General features: G+C 67.6%; 11 protein-coding genes and 1 riboswitch. Of the genes, 1 reads left to right on the top strand and 10 read right to left on the bottom strand.

Going from position 1 to position 16,142, the window contains the following annotated elements:
* Positions 1–15: 15 nt before the first annotated feature.
* From proB to AC1DZQ_RS06130, 6 genes are all read right to left on the bottom strand, one after another.
* Positions 16–1,203, bottom strand: a complete 1,188-nt coding sequence (proB, locus tag AC1DZQ_RS06155; RefSeq protein WP_476962676.1) for a glutamate 5-kinase — start codon at positions 1,201–1,203, stop codon at positions 16–18.
* A complete protein-coding gene (gene obgE / locus AC1DZQ_RS06150; protein ID WP_476962675.1) occupies positions 1,193–2,782 on the bottom strand; it encodes a GTPase ObgE in 1,590 nt (529 codons plus the stop codon). The genes proB and obgE overlap by 11 nt, the downstream gene beginning before the upstream one ends.
* Before the next feature lie 117 nt (positions 2,783–2,899).
* The gene (gene rpmA, locus AC1DZQ_RS06145; RefSeq protein ID WP_009372867.1) at positions 2,900–3,163 is read right to left on the bottom strand and encodes a 50S ribosomal protein L27; all 264 of its coding nucleotides are present in this window, start codon (positions 3,161–3,163) and stop codon (positions 2,900–2,902) included.
* Between the two features lie 61 nt (positions 3,164–3,224).
* Positions 3,225–3,533: a 50S ribosomal protein L21 gene (gene rplU, locus AC1DZQ_RS06140; protein WP_018773353.1), complete on the bottom strand. Its 309-nt coding sequence runs from the start codon at positions 3,531–3,533 to the stop codon at positions 3,225–3,227.
* A 403-nt stretch (positions 3,534–3,936) separates the two neighbouring features.
* Entirely contained in the window at positions 3,937–5,541 is a 1,605-nt protein-coding gene (locus tag AC1DZQ_RS06135; protein WP_476962829.1) for a bifunctional hydroxymethylpyrimidine kinase/phosphomethylpyrimidine kinase, read from the bottom strand.
* 102 nt (positions 5,542–5,643) lie between these two features.
* A riboswitch (TPP riboswitch) is annotated at positions 5,644–5,740 on the bottom strand.
* A gap of 148 nt (positions 5,741–5,888) precedes the next feature.
* The gene (locus AC1DZQ_RS06130) at positions 5,889–9,110 is read right to left on the bottom strand and encodes an Rne/Rng family ribonuclease (RefSeq protein ID WP_476962674.1); all 3,222 of its coding nucleotides are present in this window, start codon (positions 9,108–9,110) and stop codon (positions 5,889–5,891) included.
* 479 nt (positions 9,111–9,589) lie between these two features.
* On the opposite strand from AC1DZQ_RS06130, the gene AC1DZQ_RS06125 reads away from it, so the two are divergent.
* Positions 9,590–10,261 (top strand): vitamin K epoxide reductase family protein, encoded by a 672-nt coding sequence (locus tag AC1DZQ_RS06125; protein WP_476962673.1) that lies wholly within the window; start codon positions 9,590–9,592, stop codon positions 10,259–10,261.
* A gap of 126 nt (positions 10,262–10,387) precedes the next feature.
* Here AC1DZQ_RS06125 and ndk read toward each other — a convergent pair whose 3' ends face one another.
* The 4 genes from ndk to ileS form a co-directional block, all read right to left on the bottom strand.
* On the bottom strand, positions 10,388–10,801 hold the full coding sequence (gene ndk / locus AC1DZQ_RS06120; protein ID WP_476962672.1) for a nucleoside-diphosphate kinase: 414 nt from the start codon (positions 10,799–10,801) through the stop codon (positions 10,388–10,390).
* Positions 10,802–10,873: 72 nt separating this feature from the next.
* Positions 10,874–11,341, bottom strand: a complete 468-nt coding sequence (locus AC1DZQ_RS06115) for a DUF4233 domain-containing protein (RefSeq protein ID WP_476962671.1) — start codon at positions 11,339–11,341, stop codon at positions 10,874–10,876.
* A gap of 3 nt (positions 11,342–11,344) precedes the next feature.
* Positions 11,345–12,703, bottom strand: coding sequence for a bifunctional folylpolyglutamate synthase/dihydrofolate synthase (locus tag AC1DZQ_RS06110; protein ID WP_476962670.1), 1,359 nt, complete (start codon positions 12,701–12,703; stop codon positions 11,345–11,347).
* A gap of 3 nt (positions 12,704–12,706) precedes the next feature.
* The gene (gene ileS / locus AC1DZQ_RS06105) at positions 12,707–16,030 is read right to left on the bottom strand and encodes an isoleucine--tRNA ligase (RefSeq protein WP_476962669.1); all 3,324 of its coding nucleotides are present in this window, start codon (positions 16,028–16,030) and stop codon (positions 12,707–12,709) included.
* Between the last annotated feature and the right edge of the window lie 112 nt (positions 16,031–16,142).

Genomic DNA, 16,142 nt, shown 5'->3' with positions numbered 1-16,142 from the left:
AGGCGTCGAGGTGACCTAGACCAGCACCAGGTCGTCAACATGAACAACTTCGCGGTCATATCCGCGGCCCAGCGCCTTGCCGAGCTCCCGGGTGGAGCGGCCCAGCATTTGGGGCAGTTCGGCGGCGGAATAGTTGACCAGCCCGCGGGCAATCACGGTGTTGTCCATGGACACCATCTCCACGGCGTCGCCGGCCTCGAAGTCGCCCTTCACCGCGGCGATCCCGGCCGGCAGCAGCGAGGTGCGGCGGTCGCGGACGGCCGCGACCGCGCCGTCGTCGAGCACCAGGGTGCCCCGCACGGACGCCAGGTGGGCCAGCCACAGGAGCCGGATCGGCTTGCGCGCGCCATTGACGGAGAACCACGTGCCCACGTCCTCGCCGGCCAGTGCGGCGGCCGCATTGGGCGTGGACGTTACGAGCGCGTGGATACCGGAACCGGCGGCCATGCTGGCGGCTTCGACCTTGGTGGCCATGCCGCCGGTGCCCACGCCGGCCTTGCCGGTGCTGCCGATCGAGACGCCGTCGAGATCGTGCGGGCCGGAGACGTGCGGAATCCGTTTAGCGCCGTGCGACGGCGGGCCGTCGTACAGGGAGTCGACGTCGGACAGCAGCACGAGTGCGTCGGCGCGGACCAGGTGGGCCACCAGGGCCGCGAGCCGGTCGTTGTCGCCGAAGCGGATCTCGTGGGTGGCCACGGTGTCGTTTTCGTTGACCACCGGGACGACGCCGAGGTTCAACAACCGGTTCAGCGCGCGGAACGCGTTGGTGTGCTGGCTGCGCCGCATGAGGTCATCTGCGGTCAGCAGCACCTGGCTGACGGTGACCCCGTGCGCCCCGAACGCGTGGGTGTACCGGGCCATCAGCAGGCCCTGGCCTACGCTGGCCGCGGCCTGCTGGGTGGCGAGGTCGCGGGGGCGCTTCTCGAGGCCGAGCGGGGCGAGGCCGGCGGCGATCGCGCCAGAGGACACCAGGATGATCTCCGCGCCCTCGTTGCGCTTGTGGGCCAGGGCGTCGGCGAGCCCGGTCAGGGCCTCTTCGGAGATCCCGCCCTTGATCGAGGTCAGCGAGGACGAGCCCACCTTGACGACAATCCGGCGCGCCCCGGACAGCGCAGTGCGGTCCGGGGCGTTGGTGGTCTGGGCTTTGATGTCTTGAGCGCTGAGCGGCTGGGACCGGTGCCCGACGACGGTCTTACTCGTCATCGGCTTCGCCCAGTCCACTCTCCTTGAGCGGCTGCCGCGCCCGGCGGCCGCTGACGGATTCGGTCCAGATACCGGCCTTGCGTTCGGCTTCGAGCTCGGCGCGGGCGGCGGCCTTGGCGTCCCGGCGTTCCTGCTGTTCGTCGCGCTTCTGGCCACGCGTCGGGCGGTCGCCGATGTCGGCGAAGCGCACGTCGGTGCCGCGGGGCGAGGCGAGCAGTTCGGCGCCGGCCATCATGGTCGGCTCCCAGTCGAAGACGACGCCGTCGTCCTCGCCGATGACCACCGTGTCGCCCGGCGTAGCGCCCTGCTTGAACAGTTCGTTTTCAACTCCGAGCTTGGCCAGGCGGTCGGCGAGGTAGCCGATCGCTTCCTCGTTGGTGAAGTCGGTCTGCTTGACCCAGCGCACGGGCTTGTCGCCCAGGACGCGGAAGAGCGGCTCGAGGTTCTTTTCCTCGCGGCGGATCGTGAAGCCGGTCTCGTTGACGGCGCGGGGGCGCAGCACGGGGGCGTGCACCTTCGGCGGGGTCGCAGCGACGGCGTCGCGGGCAGCCTGGACGATTTCGGCCATGGCGAAGCCGAGCTGGCGGAGGCCTTCATGGCTCGTCGCCGAGATTTCGAAGACCTTGTAGCCACGGGATTCGAGTTCTGGGCGGACGAACTCGGCCATGTCCTTGCCGTCCGGCAGGTCAACCTTGTTCAGGGCCACCAGGCGGGGGCGGTGGTTCAACGGAACAACTTCGCCGTCGGCCCCGCTGTAGCTCATGTCCACGGCGTACTTCTCCAGCTCGGCCTCGATGATGGCGAGGTCGGAGAGCGGATCGCGGTCCGATTCGAGCGTGCCGCAGTCCAGCACGTGCACCAGGGCGGCACACCGCTCGACGTGGCGTAGGAAGTGGTGGCCGAGGCCCTTGCCCTCACTGGCGCCCTCGATCAGGCCGGGGACGTCGGCAATGGTGAAGCGGACCTCACCGGCCTGGACGACGCCCAGGTTCGGGATGAGGGTGGTGAAGGGATAGTCCGCGATCTTGGGCCGGGCGGCGGACATGGCGGCGATCAGGCTGGACTTGCCGGCCGAGGGGAAGCCGACCAGGGCGATGTCAGCGATGGACTTCAGTTCCAGGACAACGTCGCTGGATTCGCCCTCGATGCCGAGCAGCGCGAAACCGGGCGCGCGGCGCTTCTGGGAGGACAGGGACGCGTTGCCGAGGCCACCAATGCCGCCGGCGGCGGCGATGTACTCGTCGCCTTCGGCCACGAGGTCGGCGATGACGTCGCCGGACTTGGACTTCACCACGGTACCCACGGGTACCGGAAGGATCAGGGTTTCGCCGTTCTTGCCGCCGCGCCAGTCGCCCATGCCGGGGCCGCCGTTGGTGGCGTGCCGGTGGGGTGCGTGGTGGTAGTCGAGCAAGGTGGTGGTCTGGGGGTCCACGCGCAGGATGACGTCGCCGCCGTTGCCGCCGTTGCCGCCGTCGGGACCGCCGAGGGGCTTGAACTTCTCGCGGTGAACGGAGACACAGCCGTGGCCGCCGGTACCGCCGGATACGTGCAGTACTACCCGGTCTACAAAGCTCGCCACGTGGATCTCCTCAGTGCTGTTCCCCGGACCCCCAAAGGGGCCCAAGATGATTGTAATGCGGTTAAAACACCGGTGGAGCGGACCTAATGGCCCGCCCCACCGATTTAGAACTTATTGCTACTCTGCAGCTGCAGCAGCCACGATGTTCACAACGCGGCGACCACGGCGGGTGCCGAACTCGACAGCACCGGGGGTCAGGGCGAACAGGGTGTCGTCCCCGCCGCGGCCTACGCCGGCGCCCGGGTGGAAGTGGGTGCCGCGCTGGCGGACGATGATCTCGCCTGCGGAAACTACCTGGCCACCGAAGCGCTTGACGCCGAGGTACTGGGCGTTGGAGTCACGACCGTTGCGAGTGGAACTCGCGCCTTTTTTATGTGCCATTTGGAATGCCTGCCTTCAAAAATTCTGGGGAATCTGCTGGAACCTGAACAGTAACGAAGAGTTACTTGATACCGGTGATCTTGACCTTGGTCAGTTCCTGACGGTGGCCCTGACGCTTTTTGTAACCGGTCTTGTTCTTGAACTTCTGGATGACGATCTTCGGACCACGGAGGTCTTCGAGGATCTCAGCCGTAACCGTTACCTTGGCCAGGTCCGCAGCAGCAGACGTGACTTTGTCACCGTCCACCAGGAGCAGTGCGGGCAACTCAAAGGTGCTGCCGGCTCCACCGGGGACGCGGTTCAGGGTAACGAAGTCTCCAACGGAAACCTTCTCTTGGCGGCCGCCTGCGCGGACAATCGCGTACACCACTGGGGAACTCACTTCTCTCGACGTTTATTACTAGATTTGCGTGCGGAACCAGGGGCCAAAATGTTTGGACCGGCTCACGCTGTGCCTCAACGCCGGTGGATTCCCCGGGGGAACCCATGAGCTATCCCCGGAACAAATCCATTTGGAATTCCAAACAGACTGTCCTCAGGGTCATAACCCAAGTGTTGGCGTAAGCACCGAAGATCTAGAATACGCTAATTTTGCCTTCGGCCGCAAATGAGGCTGGTTCCGGCGGGTAGTCCGTGATAGGCGCCACAACGTCTTGAAGCAAAGATCCTGTCAATGTTCTTGACCGTGATCTCGACCGTCTTGATGCTGTGTTGCCGCAACGACTTCCGGAACCGTGCCCAACCATCGTACTCGCTGTGTGGGCCAGGTCGTGTCAGGCGTACAGCCGCGGCGCGTCGAAGAAGTCCACTTCGTAGCGCGATGACTGCCGGAAAGCCAGTGCCATGGCCTCCCGCTCGCTCTCCGATGCCCGTCTGGCTGCCGTGTCCGTGTACGCGATGGCCTGCCGGGTCGCGGCGGCGAAGTCCTCATCGGCGTAGGTCCGCAGCCAGTCGGCGTAAGGGTGCGCCCCGGGGGCGCCGCCGGCCAGGAACTCCCGGTGCAGGGTGGAGCCGACCTCGGCGTAGAGCCAGAAGCACGGCAGCGCTGCTGCCACGAGGACCCCGTACCTGCCGGACACAGAGGCAGCCAGCAGGTGGTCCACGTACGACTTCGTCACCGGGCCCAGGGTGGGCGCGGTCGGGCGGGTGCTGAGCCAGGAACGGTGCAGCTCGGATTCGACTTCCAGGCAGGTCTGCGCCGAACGGGCCCAGAACAGCTGCTCGGCCTCGGTGGGGGCGATCGCGGCGGCGCGGGCCAGGACCCGGGAGTAGCCGTTGAGGTAGATGGCGTCCTGGGCGAGGTAGTACGCGAACTCGTGCTCGGGCAAGGTTCCGTCGGCCAGTCCGCGGACGAAGTCCAGGGCGTAGATGGCCTCAAGATCGCCCGTGGCTCCTGCGCGGAGGGCTGCGGCGAACTCGCCCTCCGCCGGACCGTGCCCGCCGGGGTGGTGCTGACCGCGCTGGCCGCGCTGGCCGTCTTTGAGGGCCTGCCCATCCTTGATTCGCTGCAGGTGGTGGAAGTGGTGGACCGGGCCGTTGCCGGTGCCGACGTCCAGGACCGAGGCTTCGCGGAGCGCGCCGAGCAGCCACGGCTTCACTTCCCGCAACGCCGCTTCCCAATCCCCCACCCGGACCTGCACGGTGGCCATGGCCGAGGACAGGGAGCATCCGGTGCCGTGGCTGTTGCGCGTGGCGATCCGCTCCCCCGGCACCACCACCGTTTCCTGGCCGAGCAGGCCGCCGGTGTTGACCAGCGCATCCGGGCAGCCGGGGTCGGCGGCATTGCCTGCGTCGGCGTCGGCGGCATCGGCGTCGTGGACGGGTCCGTCCCCGTGCTGCCCGCCCTGGAGGTGTCCGCCCTTAACCAGCACGGTGGTGCCGGTCAGTGCGGCTAGCCGCTTGCCCTGCGCCAGGGCCTCAGCCCAGTCGGCCGCGACGGGCTCCTTGAGCAGGATGGCGAGTTCGGCGAGATTGGGCGTGATGAGGTGCGCCAGCGGCAGGAGGGCCTGCAGGGCGGTCTCGGCCGATTCCTGCAGAAGCCGGTCGCCGCTGGTGGCGACCATCACCGGGTCCAGGACGACGACGGCGGGGCGCACCTTTTCCAGCCAGCTGCGGACGGCGTCGATCACAGAGGCGTCGCCGAGCATGCCGATCTTGACGGCGTCGATGCCGATGTCGTCGCTGATGGCGTCCAGCTGCGCCGTGAGGAACGCGGCCGGGGGGACGTGGACGGCGCGCACGCCCTGGGTATTTTGCGCTGTCAGGGCGGTGATGGCGGCCATGCCGTAGCCGCCGTTCGCCGCGATGCTTTTCAGGTCGGCCTGGATCCCGGCTCCGCCGGAGGGGTCAGAGCCGGCGATGGCCAGCACGCGGGGTATGCGCGGCGGCGCGGACGGGCGGGGCTGCGCCGGCAGAAACTCGTTGGGCAGAAAATTGGTCGGCTGAAACTCGCTGGGCAGAAACTCGGACGGATTCGGTCTCGCGGACAAGGCAGACATCCCTTCGCCGGTGCTAACCGGACAGGTTCAACGGGTCTGGATCTCAGCCGGCTGATGCGCGGCACCCCGTGTCAGTGTTCCAGCCTAGCCGTTGCCACCCGGTTGCCCCCTTAACCCACGAGCGGGCCCGGGCCGGAGCGGACGTATGTTACGCCCGCTCGGGCCCGGACCCGCAGCCCGACCGGTCGAAATGGTGACCGGTCGGGAACGTGGTTAGTTGCGGAACACTACAGCTCCGACGCCGGTACGCCGACGCCGAGGATGATCGGCTCGTTGCCTGCCGGGATGGAAGCAGGCCTGGCCGCGGCGGGTGCCTTGGCCTCGTGGATCGATCCGGCCGCGGCCGGCCGGGTCGCCTCGCGATGCTCCACGGAGGTTTCGTTGGCTGCGCCCTGGGCGCGGCTGGCGCTCCGGTTGCGTCGCCCGCGGCGGCCACGAGTGGTGTCAGCTGTCCGTGACGCCGGAGCCTCGGCAGCGCGCACTGCTGCGGGTGCCTCGGTGGCCGCGGCAGGCGCTTCGGTGTCCATCCCGGCCGGCTTGCCGGCCTCGGCCTCGCCCAGGTTGGCGAAGGCCTCGGTCAGCAGGTCCAGGGTCAGAGCCGGTGTCGGCTGGTCCTCGGCGTGCTCGACGAAGGGCAGGGCCACCTGCTCGCCGCCGAACGTCAGCACGGTTGCGGGACGACCGGCTGCCTCGTCCGCGGCTGCGAGCTGCGTGACGGCGTCGACGGCGGCCTGGCGGGCCCCGGCGTCGCTGGCAGCGGCTGCCTCCCCGTCGTGCAGGTGCGCGGCGTGCGCCGCGGCAGCGATATTCGCCAGCGCGGCACGGGTGGCTTCGGCCTTGGCGTGGCGCTCAGCCTCGGTGGGCTCAGCGTGCACGGGCGCGGGTGCGGCCGGCACGGTCTCCGCGCCTTGGCCTCCCCTGCCGCGGCGACGGCTCTTGCGCTCCGTGCGGGCAGCAGGCTGGGCCTCGGTGCGCGGCACATAGTGTTCCGCGGCGACCGTGTTGGCGCGGCGGTGTTCCACCGGCTCGTCGTGGGTGACGATGCCGCGGCCAGCGCACGTTTCGCACTGCTCGCCGAAGACTTCCAGAAGTCCGGTGCCCATCCGCTTGCGGGTCATCTGCACGAGGCCCAGCGAGGTCACCTCGGCCACCTGGTGCTTGGTCCGGTCCCGGCCCAGGCACTCCACCATGCGGCGCAGCACGAGGTCGCGGTTGGATTCGAGCACCATGTCGATGAAGTCGATCACGATGATGCCGCCAATATCGCGCAGGCGCAGCTGCCGGACGACTTCCTCGGCCGCTTCCAGGTTGTTCTTGGTGACGGTTTCCTCGAGGTTGCCGCCGGAGCCGGTGAACTTGCCGGTGTTGACGTCCACCACGGTCATGGCTTCGGTGCGGTCGATCACGAGCGAACCGCCCGAGGGCAGGAAGACCTTCCGGTCCAGGGCCTTGTGGATCTGCTCGTCGATGCGCCAGGCCGCGAAGATGTCCGAGTCCTTGGTCCACTTCTCGAGCCGGCCCACGAGGTCCGGTGCCACGTAGGTGACGTAGGCCTCGATGGTGTCCCAAGCTTCCTCGCCGGAGACGATCAGCTTGGAGAAGTCCTCGTTGAAGACGTCCCGGACCACCTTGATGGTCAGGTCAGGTTCGCCGTAAAGCAGCTCGGGGGCGAGGATCTTGGTCGATGTCGACTGGCCCTCGATGCCCTCCCACTGCGCGCGGAGGCGGTTGATGTCGTGCGTCAGCTCCTCCTCGGAGGCACCCTCGGCCGCGGTGCGGACAATGACGCCCGCGTCCTCGGGCAGGCGGTCCTTGAGGATCCGCTTGAGGCGGTTGCGTTCGACGTCGGGCAGCTTGCGGGAGATGCCGGTCATGGAACCGCCGGGCACATACACGAGGTACCGGCCGGGCAGCGAGATCTGGCTGGTGAGGCGGGCACCCTTGTGGCCGACCGGGTCCTTGGTGACCTGGACCAGCACGGAGTCGCCGGACTTCAGCGCGTTCTCGATCCGGCGCTGCTTGCCCTCGAGGTTGACCGACTCCCAGTTCACTTCACCGGCGTAGAGCACAGCGTTGCGGCCGCGGCCGATGTCCACGAAAGCGGCTTCCATGGAGGGCAGCACGTTCTGGACCTTGCCCAGGTAGACGTTGCCGATCAGGGAATCCTGCTGGGTCTTGGACACAAAGTGCTCGGCCAGGACGCCGTCTTCGAGGACACCGATCTGGATTCTGTCGTCGCGCTGACGGACGATCATCTGGCGGTCCACGGACTCGCGGCGGGCCAGGAACTCGGCCTCGGTGATGACGGTGCGGCGGCGGCCGGTGTCGCGGGACTCGCGGCGGCGCTGCTTCTTGGCTTCCAGGCGGGTGGAGCCCTTGACGGACGTGACGCGGTTGTTGACCGGCGCCTCGGCCATTGCACGCGGTGCACGGACGCGGGTCACCGTGTTGGGCGGATCGTCGCCTTCCCCGCCGGTCAGCTCCAGGTCCTGGTCACCGCGGCGGCGGCGGCGGCGGCGGCGCGAGGTCACACCGTCTTCGAGGTTCCCTTCGGAGCCTTCGTCGCCCTCTTCTTCGGTGCCTTCGGACTCGGTGTCGGACTCGGCAGACGTGCGGGTGCGTCCGCGCCGGCCGCGGCTGCGGCGCCGACGGCGGTTGCCGGCGTCATCGTCCTCGTCGCCTTCTTCGTCCTCGGGCTCCGCTGCAGCGGCAACGGCAACGGCAACGGGGGCCGTACGCACCACGGTGCTCAGGTCCGGGGCCTGGAAGATCACGGAAGTGAGGGCACCCGGTTCCATGAACAGCGAGGCGGCCGGGCTTTCCTCGGGCCGGGCTTCCGGCTCTTCGGGCTGGGCCTCGGCGGGCTGGGCTGCCGTAGCTTCCGCAACGGGTGCTTCCGTAGCGGCGGCTTCTTCGGCCGGGACTGCTGCTGCGGGTACGTCTTCGGCCTTCGGTGCGGCCTTGGCGCGGCTGGCGCGGCGCCGGACCGGCTTCTCTGTGACCTTTTCTGCAACCGCTTCTGCTGCGGCGGCTTCTTCGGAATCAGCTGCTGCTGAGGGTGCCTCTGCCGCGGCAGGCGCGGTGGCTTCGGCTTCTGCGGCGAAGGCAGGCAACGGTTCCGGGGCGGCCACAGTCTTCCGGGTCCGGGTGCGCCGTGCGGGCGCCTTGACCGCAGTTTCGGGGGCGGCAGTTTCGGCTGCGGCGGCTTCGACGTTGGCTGCCTTACGGCGGGCGGGGACGGGCTCATCTGAGCCGGCCGCATCGGCCAGGGCCGCGGCTTCAGCCACAGCCTCCGCCGCCTCCGCGGCGTTGACCTTGGCGACGGGCGCCTTCCGGCGGGTCCGGACGGCCCTCTTCGGCGCTACCGGAGCCTCTGCTTCCGCAGTTCCCTGTGCTTCCCCGGCGACTACTAGTTCTTCGTTTCCGGCTACAACCTGGTCATTATCCATATGTGGCGACACTCCTGCCCCTAATGCGCCGCCACATTCGGCGCCCGTTGGGGCAAATATGCGTCAACACCCGCAGGCATTGACAGAAGTCAATTGGATACCCTCAGGTTCGCACCGGCAGTGGGGTGCGGCAGCCCTGGAGGGCCGGCGAGATTGTTTTGGAACCCGTTGACCTACACGCCACAACCAGGTGCCGTCCAATGGCATTGCGGGACAGCTGGAATCAGAGGATCCGCAGCTCCCTGCTCATCATTGGCGGTCTTGAAACAAAATCGCCGGACCGGAATCCGGATGTGGATCGGGTTCCAGCCACGATCATTGTCTCACAGGAGCCGTCAAAGCTGGTGTAGGCGGGGCCGGAAGCGCAACAGGGGCGGCCGGGCACGGCGGGCGGGGCTGTTCCCCGGCGCTGTTCAGCCTGCGGCGTTAGAATCGGGGCCAGAACAACATGGTCAAGACGATCAAAGGACTCAAATTCCATGCCCAGCATCTCCAGCACTGCCGGTGACGCGACCGTGCACCAACCGGGTTCCGGCCCGGCTCCCGCGGACCGGTCCCTTCCCACGATGACCCGCGACCGCCCGTTCGCCTGGCTCCTGCTGATCACCGGTGTCATCGGCTGGCTCGCATCCGGGGCCCTCGTCCTGGAGAAGCTGGAGGTTCTGAAGGACCCGAACCACGTCACGGTCTGCGACGTGAACCCGTGGATCTCCTGCGGCCAGGTCATGCAGACGCCGCAGAGTTCCGTGTTCGGCTTCCCCAACATGTTCATCGGGATCGTCGCCTTCGCCGTGATCATCACCACAGCCATGGGCATCCTGGCCGGCGCCAGATTCGGCCGGTGGTACTGGCTGGGGCTTCAGGCAGGCGTGACGCTGGGCTTCGCGTTCGTGGTCTGGCTCTGGTCCCAGGCCCTGTACGCCATCCACATCCTTTGCCCGTTCTGCATGATCGTCTGGGCCGTGATGATCCCGTTGTTCGTCTGGGTGAGCGTCCGCAACATCTCCCACGGCGTGATCGCGCTGCCCGCCGGTCCCACCAAGGTGATCGGCGACTCCGGCTGGATCATTACGGCGCTGCTGTACGTCGCCGTGATCGCGACGATCTTCTTCGCTTTCATCCAGGTCTTCATCGGGACCTCCGGCTACTAAAAGCCCCCAACCGCCGCGAGGTGCCAGACCGCGAGATAACAGATAAGGCCAATGTTCGCACGCGAACATTGGCCTTATCTGTCACCTCTGTGTCTCTCACATGGTGAGGACCGTGTCAGGAAATTCCTAGAACCAGATCTTGATCTCGCGCTCGGCGGATTCCGACGAATCCGAGCCGTGGACCAGGTTCTGCTGGACCTTCAGGCCCCAGTCGCGGCCGAAGTCGCCGCGGATGGTGCCGGGCGCCGCCGTCGTCGGGTCCGTGGTGCCGGCGAGGATACGGAAGCCCTCAATCACGCGGTGCCCCTCGAAGATCGCGGCGACCACGGGGCCGCTGAGCATGAACTCGACCAGCGGCTCGTAGAACGGCTTGCCGACGTGCTCCTCGTAGTGCTGCTCCAGCAGCTCGCGGCTCGCGTCGACTTTTTTGAGCTCGGCCAGGGTGTAGCCCTTGGCTTCGATCCGGCTCAGGATGGCGCCGGACAGGTTGCGGGCGACGCCGTCGGGCTTGATCAGGACGAGGGTGCGCTCAATGCTCACAGCTGCTCCAATGTGTTGGGGTGGGGTTCAGGTCAAGTCTACGGGGTGCTGGCCAGGGGCCCGGGCACAGGTTCAGGCGCTGTTTCCGGCGCCGTTTCCGGTTGCCGGCCCCTGGGGGTGGGACGCATCCCAGTCAGCCTGCTCGCGCTCCCGCTGCGCGGCTTCCCGGTCAATCCGGATGCCGGTGCGGATCCCGTACCACCACGCCACGGCGAAGAGCGCGCCGACCAGGTACATGGCAGGTTCCACGAGGCCGCCCAGGATCAGCACGAGCTGCAGGATCCAGCCCAGGGCCACTCCCCACGGCTTCGAGAGGACGGCGCAGGTGAAGATGAAGACCAGGCACAGGCCGATCCCGACCGAGAAGACCAGGGCCGCAGAATATTCGTTCCGGTGCAGTCCAAAGACGGCCAGCGTCCCGAAGAGCACCACGAAGGCTTCCAGCAACAGGACCGTGGAGGCGAACATGACCTTCGTCGACCGTCGCTTCTTGGGCATGCCCGGGCGCCATTCGCGCTGGGCTTTGGTGAGTTTCGCCATCGCTTACGCGTCCGCCTTTCCGAGCAGGATCCGGGCATCCGCGACGAGCGTGATGGAGCCCGTCACGAGGACCCCGCCGGCGAGCTCGTCGTCGGCTTCGGCGMGTTCCACGGCCCATTCGAGGGCGTCGTCCAGCTTCTCGGCGACATGGATGTTCTCCTCGCCGAAGCCAAGGTCAACCGCGATCTCGGCCAGGTCCTCGGCCGGGACGGCCCGGGGCGAGTTGGACTGGGTGAAGCAGTATTCGGTGGAGAGGCCGCCCAGGGATTCCTTGAGCTGGCGCAGGATTTCCTCGGCGTCCTTTTCCCGCAGCACGCCAACCACCACCACGAGCTTGGTGAAGTTGAAGGCCTCGTGGATGGCCTCAGCGGAGACCCGGATGCCCTCCGGGTTGTGGGCCGCGTCCACGATGATGGTCGGCGCGGTGCGGACCACCTCGAGCCGGCCCGGGGAGGTGACGGAGGCGAAGGCCTCCTGCAGGATCTCGGCGTCGATCGCCTTTTCCCCGCCGAAGAACGCTTCCAGCGCGGCAATCGCGACGGCGGCGTTCTCGGCCTGGTGCGCGCCGTGCAGCGGCACCAGCAGGTCCTCATAGCGGCCGGCGATGCCCTGGATGGTCACCATCTGGCCGCCCACCGCGACGGTGCGGGATTCAACGCCGAACTCCACGCCCTCGAAGCGGAAGGGCACGTTGACCTCTTTGGCCTTCTCCAGCAGGACCTGGGCCGCGTCGACGGGCTGGGCCGCGCTGATGAGGAAGCCGCCGGGCTTGATGATGCCGGCTTTCTCATAGGCGATCTCCCCGGTGGTGTCGCCCAGCAAATCGGTGTGGTCCAGGGAGATCGGGGTGATCACGGCCACCTGGCCGTCGCCGACGTTCGTGGCGTCGGTTATTCCACCCAGGCCCACTTCCATGACCGCGACGTTGACGGGCTGGTCGGCGAAGACCGCGAAGCCCAGGATGGTCAGGCACTCGAAGTAGGTCAGCCGGGGCTGGCCCGCCGCCTCGAGTTCGCCGTCGACGATCTGCAGGTAGGGCCGGATCTCGTCCCAGATCCGGACGAACGTCTCATCGGGCACCGGGGCGCCGTCGATGCTGATCCGCTCGGTGACCTTGGACAGGTGCGGGCTCGTGTACCGGCCGGTGCTCAGGCCGTGGGCGCGCAGCCCGGCTTCGATCATCCGGGCCGTGGAGGTCTTGCCGTTGGTGCCGGTGACGTGAATGATCGGGAACGCCTTGTTCGGCTCCCCCAGGATTTCCATGGCACGGTGCAGCGGGGCGAGCCGCGGCTCCATCTTGTTTTCCGGCGCCCGGCCCAGGAGCTCGGCGTAGACGCTTTCTACGGAGAATTCGTCGCTCATGGCTTAGGCTCCAACTTTCTTTGCAACACTGACCTGGGGTTCCTTGATGTCGGCCGCCAGAGTTTCCAGCTCGACGGTCAGGGTTTCGGTCTTGACCAGCTCCGCGTTGGCCAGCAGGGCCTCGACGACGTCCTGCTTGGCCGTGACGGAGGTGCTGATCCGGTCGCTGACATTGAGTCCGGCGTCCTTGCGGGCCTGCTGGATAGCGCGGACCATGTCGCGTGCCAGGCCTTCGGCCTCCAGTTCCGGGGTGACCTCGGTGTTCAGGACGACGAAGCCGCCGCCGGGAAGCACTGCCGCCGCGCGTGAGCCGGCACCCTCCGCGGCTTCAGCCACGACGGTTTCCAGGGTGTATTCCTGCGGCTCGAGGTCGAGGCCGCCGGCGGTGACCACCCCGGCTTCGCTGACCGACCAGTCGCCGGACTTGGAGCCCTTGATGGCCTGCTGGACGTTCTTGCCCAGGCGCGGGCCGGCGGCCCGGGCGTTGACCACGAGCTTCTGCTCGATGCCGAACTCCTCCGGGGAGGCGTTCTCGGCGTCCAGCAGGCGCACCGAGCGCAGGTTCAGTTCATCGGCGACGACGGCGGCAAAGCCTCCCAGCGCGTCCGCGCCCGGTGCCACGACGGTGAGTTCCTGCAGGGGCAGGCGCACGCGCAGGTTCGCGGCCTTGCGCAGCGAGGAGCCGGTGGAGCAGATCTGCTGCACGCGGTCCATCGCTTCGACCAGGCCCGGGTTGGCCGGGAACAGTCCGGCGTCCGGCCAGTCGGCCAGGTGCACGGAGCGCCCGCCGGTGAGGCCGCGCCAGATCTCCTCGGAGACCAGCGGCAGCAGGGAGGCGGCCACGCGGGTGACCGTCTCCAGCGCGGTGTAGAGCGCGTCGAAGGCGTCCACGCTCTCGTCGAAGAAGCGCTGGCGGCTGCGGCGGACGTACCAGTTGGTGAGCATGTCCAGGTAGCTGCGCAGCTCGTCGCAGGCGCCGGAGATGTCGTAGCCGTCCAACTGGGCGGTCATGTTCCGGACCAGGTCCCCGGTGTTGGCCATGAGGTACTGGTCCAGGGTGTCGGCGTAGCCGTCGTAGCGCAGCTTCGCGTCGTAACCGTTCCCGCCATCGGCGGCGTTCGTGTACAGCGTGAAGAAGCTGTACACGTTCCACAGCGGAAGGATGACCTGGCGGACGCCGTCGCGGATGCCCTGCTCGGTGACCACGAGGTTGCCGCCGCGGAGGATCGGGCTGGACATCAGGAACCAGCGCATGGCGTCGGAGCCGTCGCGGTCCAGGACCTCGGAGACGTCCGGGTAGTTCTGCAGGCTCTTGGACATCTTCTGCCCGTCCGAGCCCAGCACGATGCCGTGGCTGATGACGTTACGGAAGGCCGGGCGGTCGAACAGCGCGGTGGAAAGGATGTGGAGCATGTAGAACCAGCCGCGGGTCTGGCCGATGTACTCGACGATGAAGTCTGCTGGGTTGTGGGTGTCGAACCATTCCTCGTTCTGGAACGGGTAGTGCACCTGGCCGTAGGGCATGGAGCCGGAGTCGAACCAGACGTCCAGGACGTCCTCGACCCGGCGCATGACGGACTGGCCCTCTTCCGGGGTGCGGGGGTCATCCGGATTCGGGCGCGTGAGCTCGTCGATGAACGGCCGGTGCAGGTCCACCTGGCCGTCGTTGTTCAGCGGCAGGCGGCCGAAGTCGGCCTCGATCTCGGCCAGGGAGCCGTAGACGTCGGTGCGCGGGTAGTCGGGGTCAGTGGACTGCCAGACGGGGATGGGGCTGCCCCAGTAGCGGTTGCGGCTGATGGACCAGTCGCGGGCGTTGGCGAGCCATTTGCCGAACTGGCCGTCCTTGACGTTGCCCGGGATCCAGTTGATCTCCTGGTTCAGTTCGGACATGCGGTCCTTGAACTTGGTGACCTCGACGTACCAGGAGGACACGGCGCGGTAGATCAGCGGGTTGCGGCAGCGCCAGCAGTGCGGGTAGCTGTGCTCGTAGCTGGCCTGGCGGACCAGGCGGCCCTGGGCGCGGAGCACCTGGGTGATGGGCTTGTTGGCGTCGAACACCTGCAGTCCGGCGATTTCGGCGAGGTCGCCGTGGCCGAAGAGCGGGAGGAACTTTGCGCCTTCGTCGACCGAGAGGACCACGGGGATGCCGGCCTCTTCACAGATTTTCTGGTCGTCTTCACCATAGGCGGGGGCCTGGTGGACGATGCCGGTGCCGTCGGTGGTGGTGACGTAGTCGGCCTCGAGGAAGCGCCAGGCGTTCTCGGTGCCGTACTTTTCGGCGTCGTGGAAGTAGTCCCAGAGCGGCTCGTAGCTCAGGCCGTCGAGCTCGGCGCCGGTGTGGCGGGAGGTGATGGCCGCTTCCGCGGCGGCGGCGCCCTCGGCCCCGTCGCCGTAGCCGAGGTCCTTGGCGTAGGCGCCCAGGAGGTCAGCGGCGAGCAGGAAGCTGCCTGTGACGGGCGCGTCGGCCGCCGCGGCCTTGATCCCGTGCGGGCCGGCAGGCAGGACCACGTAGCTGATGGCGGGCCCGACGGCGAGCGCCAGGTTGGTGGGCAGCGTCCAGGGCGTGGTGGTCCAGGCGAGCGCCTGCACCCCGGCGAGCTGCCTGGAGAGCTCCGACTCCCCCGCCGTGATGGGGAACGTGACCGTGACGGTCTGGTCCTGGCGGTTCTTGTAGACGTCGTCGTCCATGCGCAGCTCATGGTTGGACAGCGGTGTCTCGTCCTTCCAGCAGTACGGCAGGACGCGGTAGCCGTTGTAGGTCAGGCCCTTTTCGTGCAGCTGCTTGAAGGCCCACAGCACGGATTCCATGTACTCGACGTTGAGCGTCTTGTAGTCGTTCTCGAAGTCCACCCAGCGCGCCTGCCGGGTGACGTAGCTCTTCCACTCGTCGGCGTACTTCATGACGGAGGCACGGCAGGCGTCGTTGAACTTGTCGATGCCCATGGCCTCGATCTGGGTCTTGTCCGTCATGCCCAGCTGCTTCATGGCTTCCAGCTCGGCGGGGAGGCCGTGCGTGTCCCAGCCGAACCGGCGCTCCACCCGGCGGCCGCGCTGGGTCTGGTAGCGGCCCACGAGGTCCTTGGCGTAGCCGGTCAGGAGGTGGCCGTAGTGCGGCAGGCCGTTCGCGAAGGGCGGGCCGTCGTAGAAGACGAATTCGTTGGACCCGTCCTGACCAGCGTCCCGCTGGTCGATGCTCGCCTGAAAGGTGCCGTCCTGGTCCCAGTATTTGAGGATGCGCTCTTCGATCTCCGGGAACTTCACGGAGGCGGACACGCCAGCGGTGGTGGAGCCGGCGCCTGCGGCGGAGGCCTTGGGGTAATAAGTCATCTCGACATCCTGGGTTGAGCTAGTGAACACATGCATTCAGGATGCGAGGACGGCCCCTGCTGTCTTTTCGACACCAACGGACCGCGGTACCACCTCACTTACCGCCACCGGT

Source organism: Arthrobacter sp. P1_C12_2, assembly GCF_056406415.1.
The sequence above is the reverse complement of the archived record's forward strand: the minus strand, read 5'-3'. Positions and strand labels throughout refer to the sequence as shown.

Coding starts and splice junctions, on each gene's coding strand:
- proB (WP_476962676.1), bottom strand. CDS start 1,203: ATGACGAGTAAGACCGTCGTCGGGCACCGGTCCCAGCCGCTCAGCGCT.
- rpmA (WP_009372867.1), bottom strand. CDS start 3,163: ATGGCACATAAAAAAGGCGCGAGTTCCACTCGCAACGGTCGTGACTCC.
- AC1DZQ_RS06130 (WP_476962674.1), bottom strand. CDS start 9,110: ATGGATAATGACCAGGTTGTAGCCGGAAACGAAGAACTAGTAGTCGCC.
- AC1DZQ_RS06125 (WP_476962673.1), top strand. CDS start 9,590: ATGCCCAGCATCTCCAGCACTGCCGGTGACGCGACCGTGCACCAACCG.
- AC1DZQ_RS06115 (WP_476962671.1), bottom strand. CDS start 11,341: ATGGCGAAACTCACCAAAGCCCAGCGCGAATGGCGCCCGGGCATGCCC.
- ileS (WP_476962669.1), bottom strand. CDS start 16,030: ATGACTTATTACCCCAAGGCCTCCGCCGCAGGCGCCGGCTCCACCACC.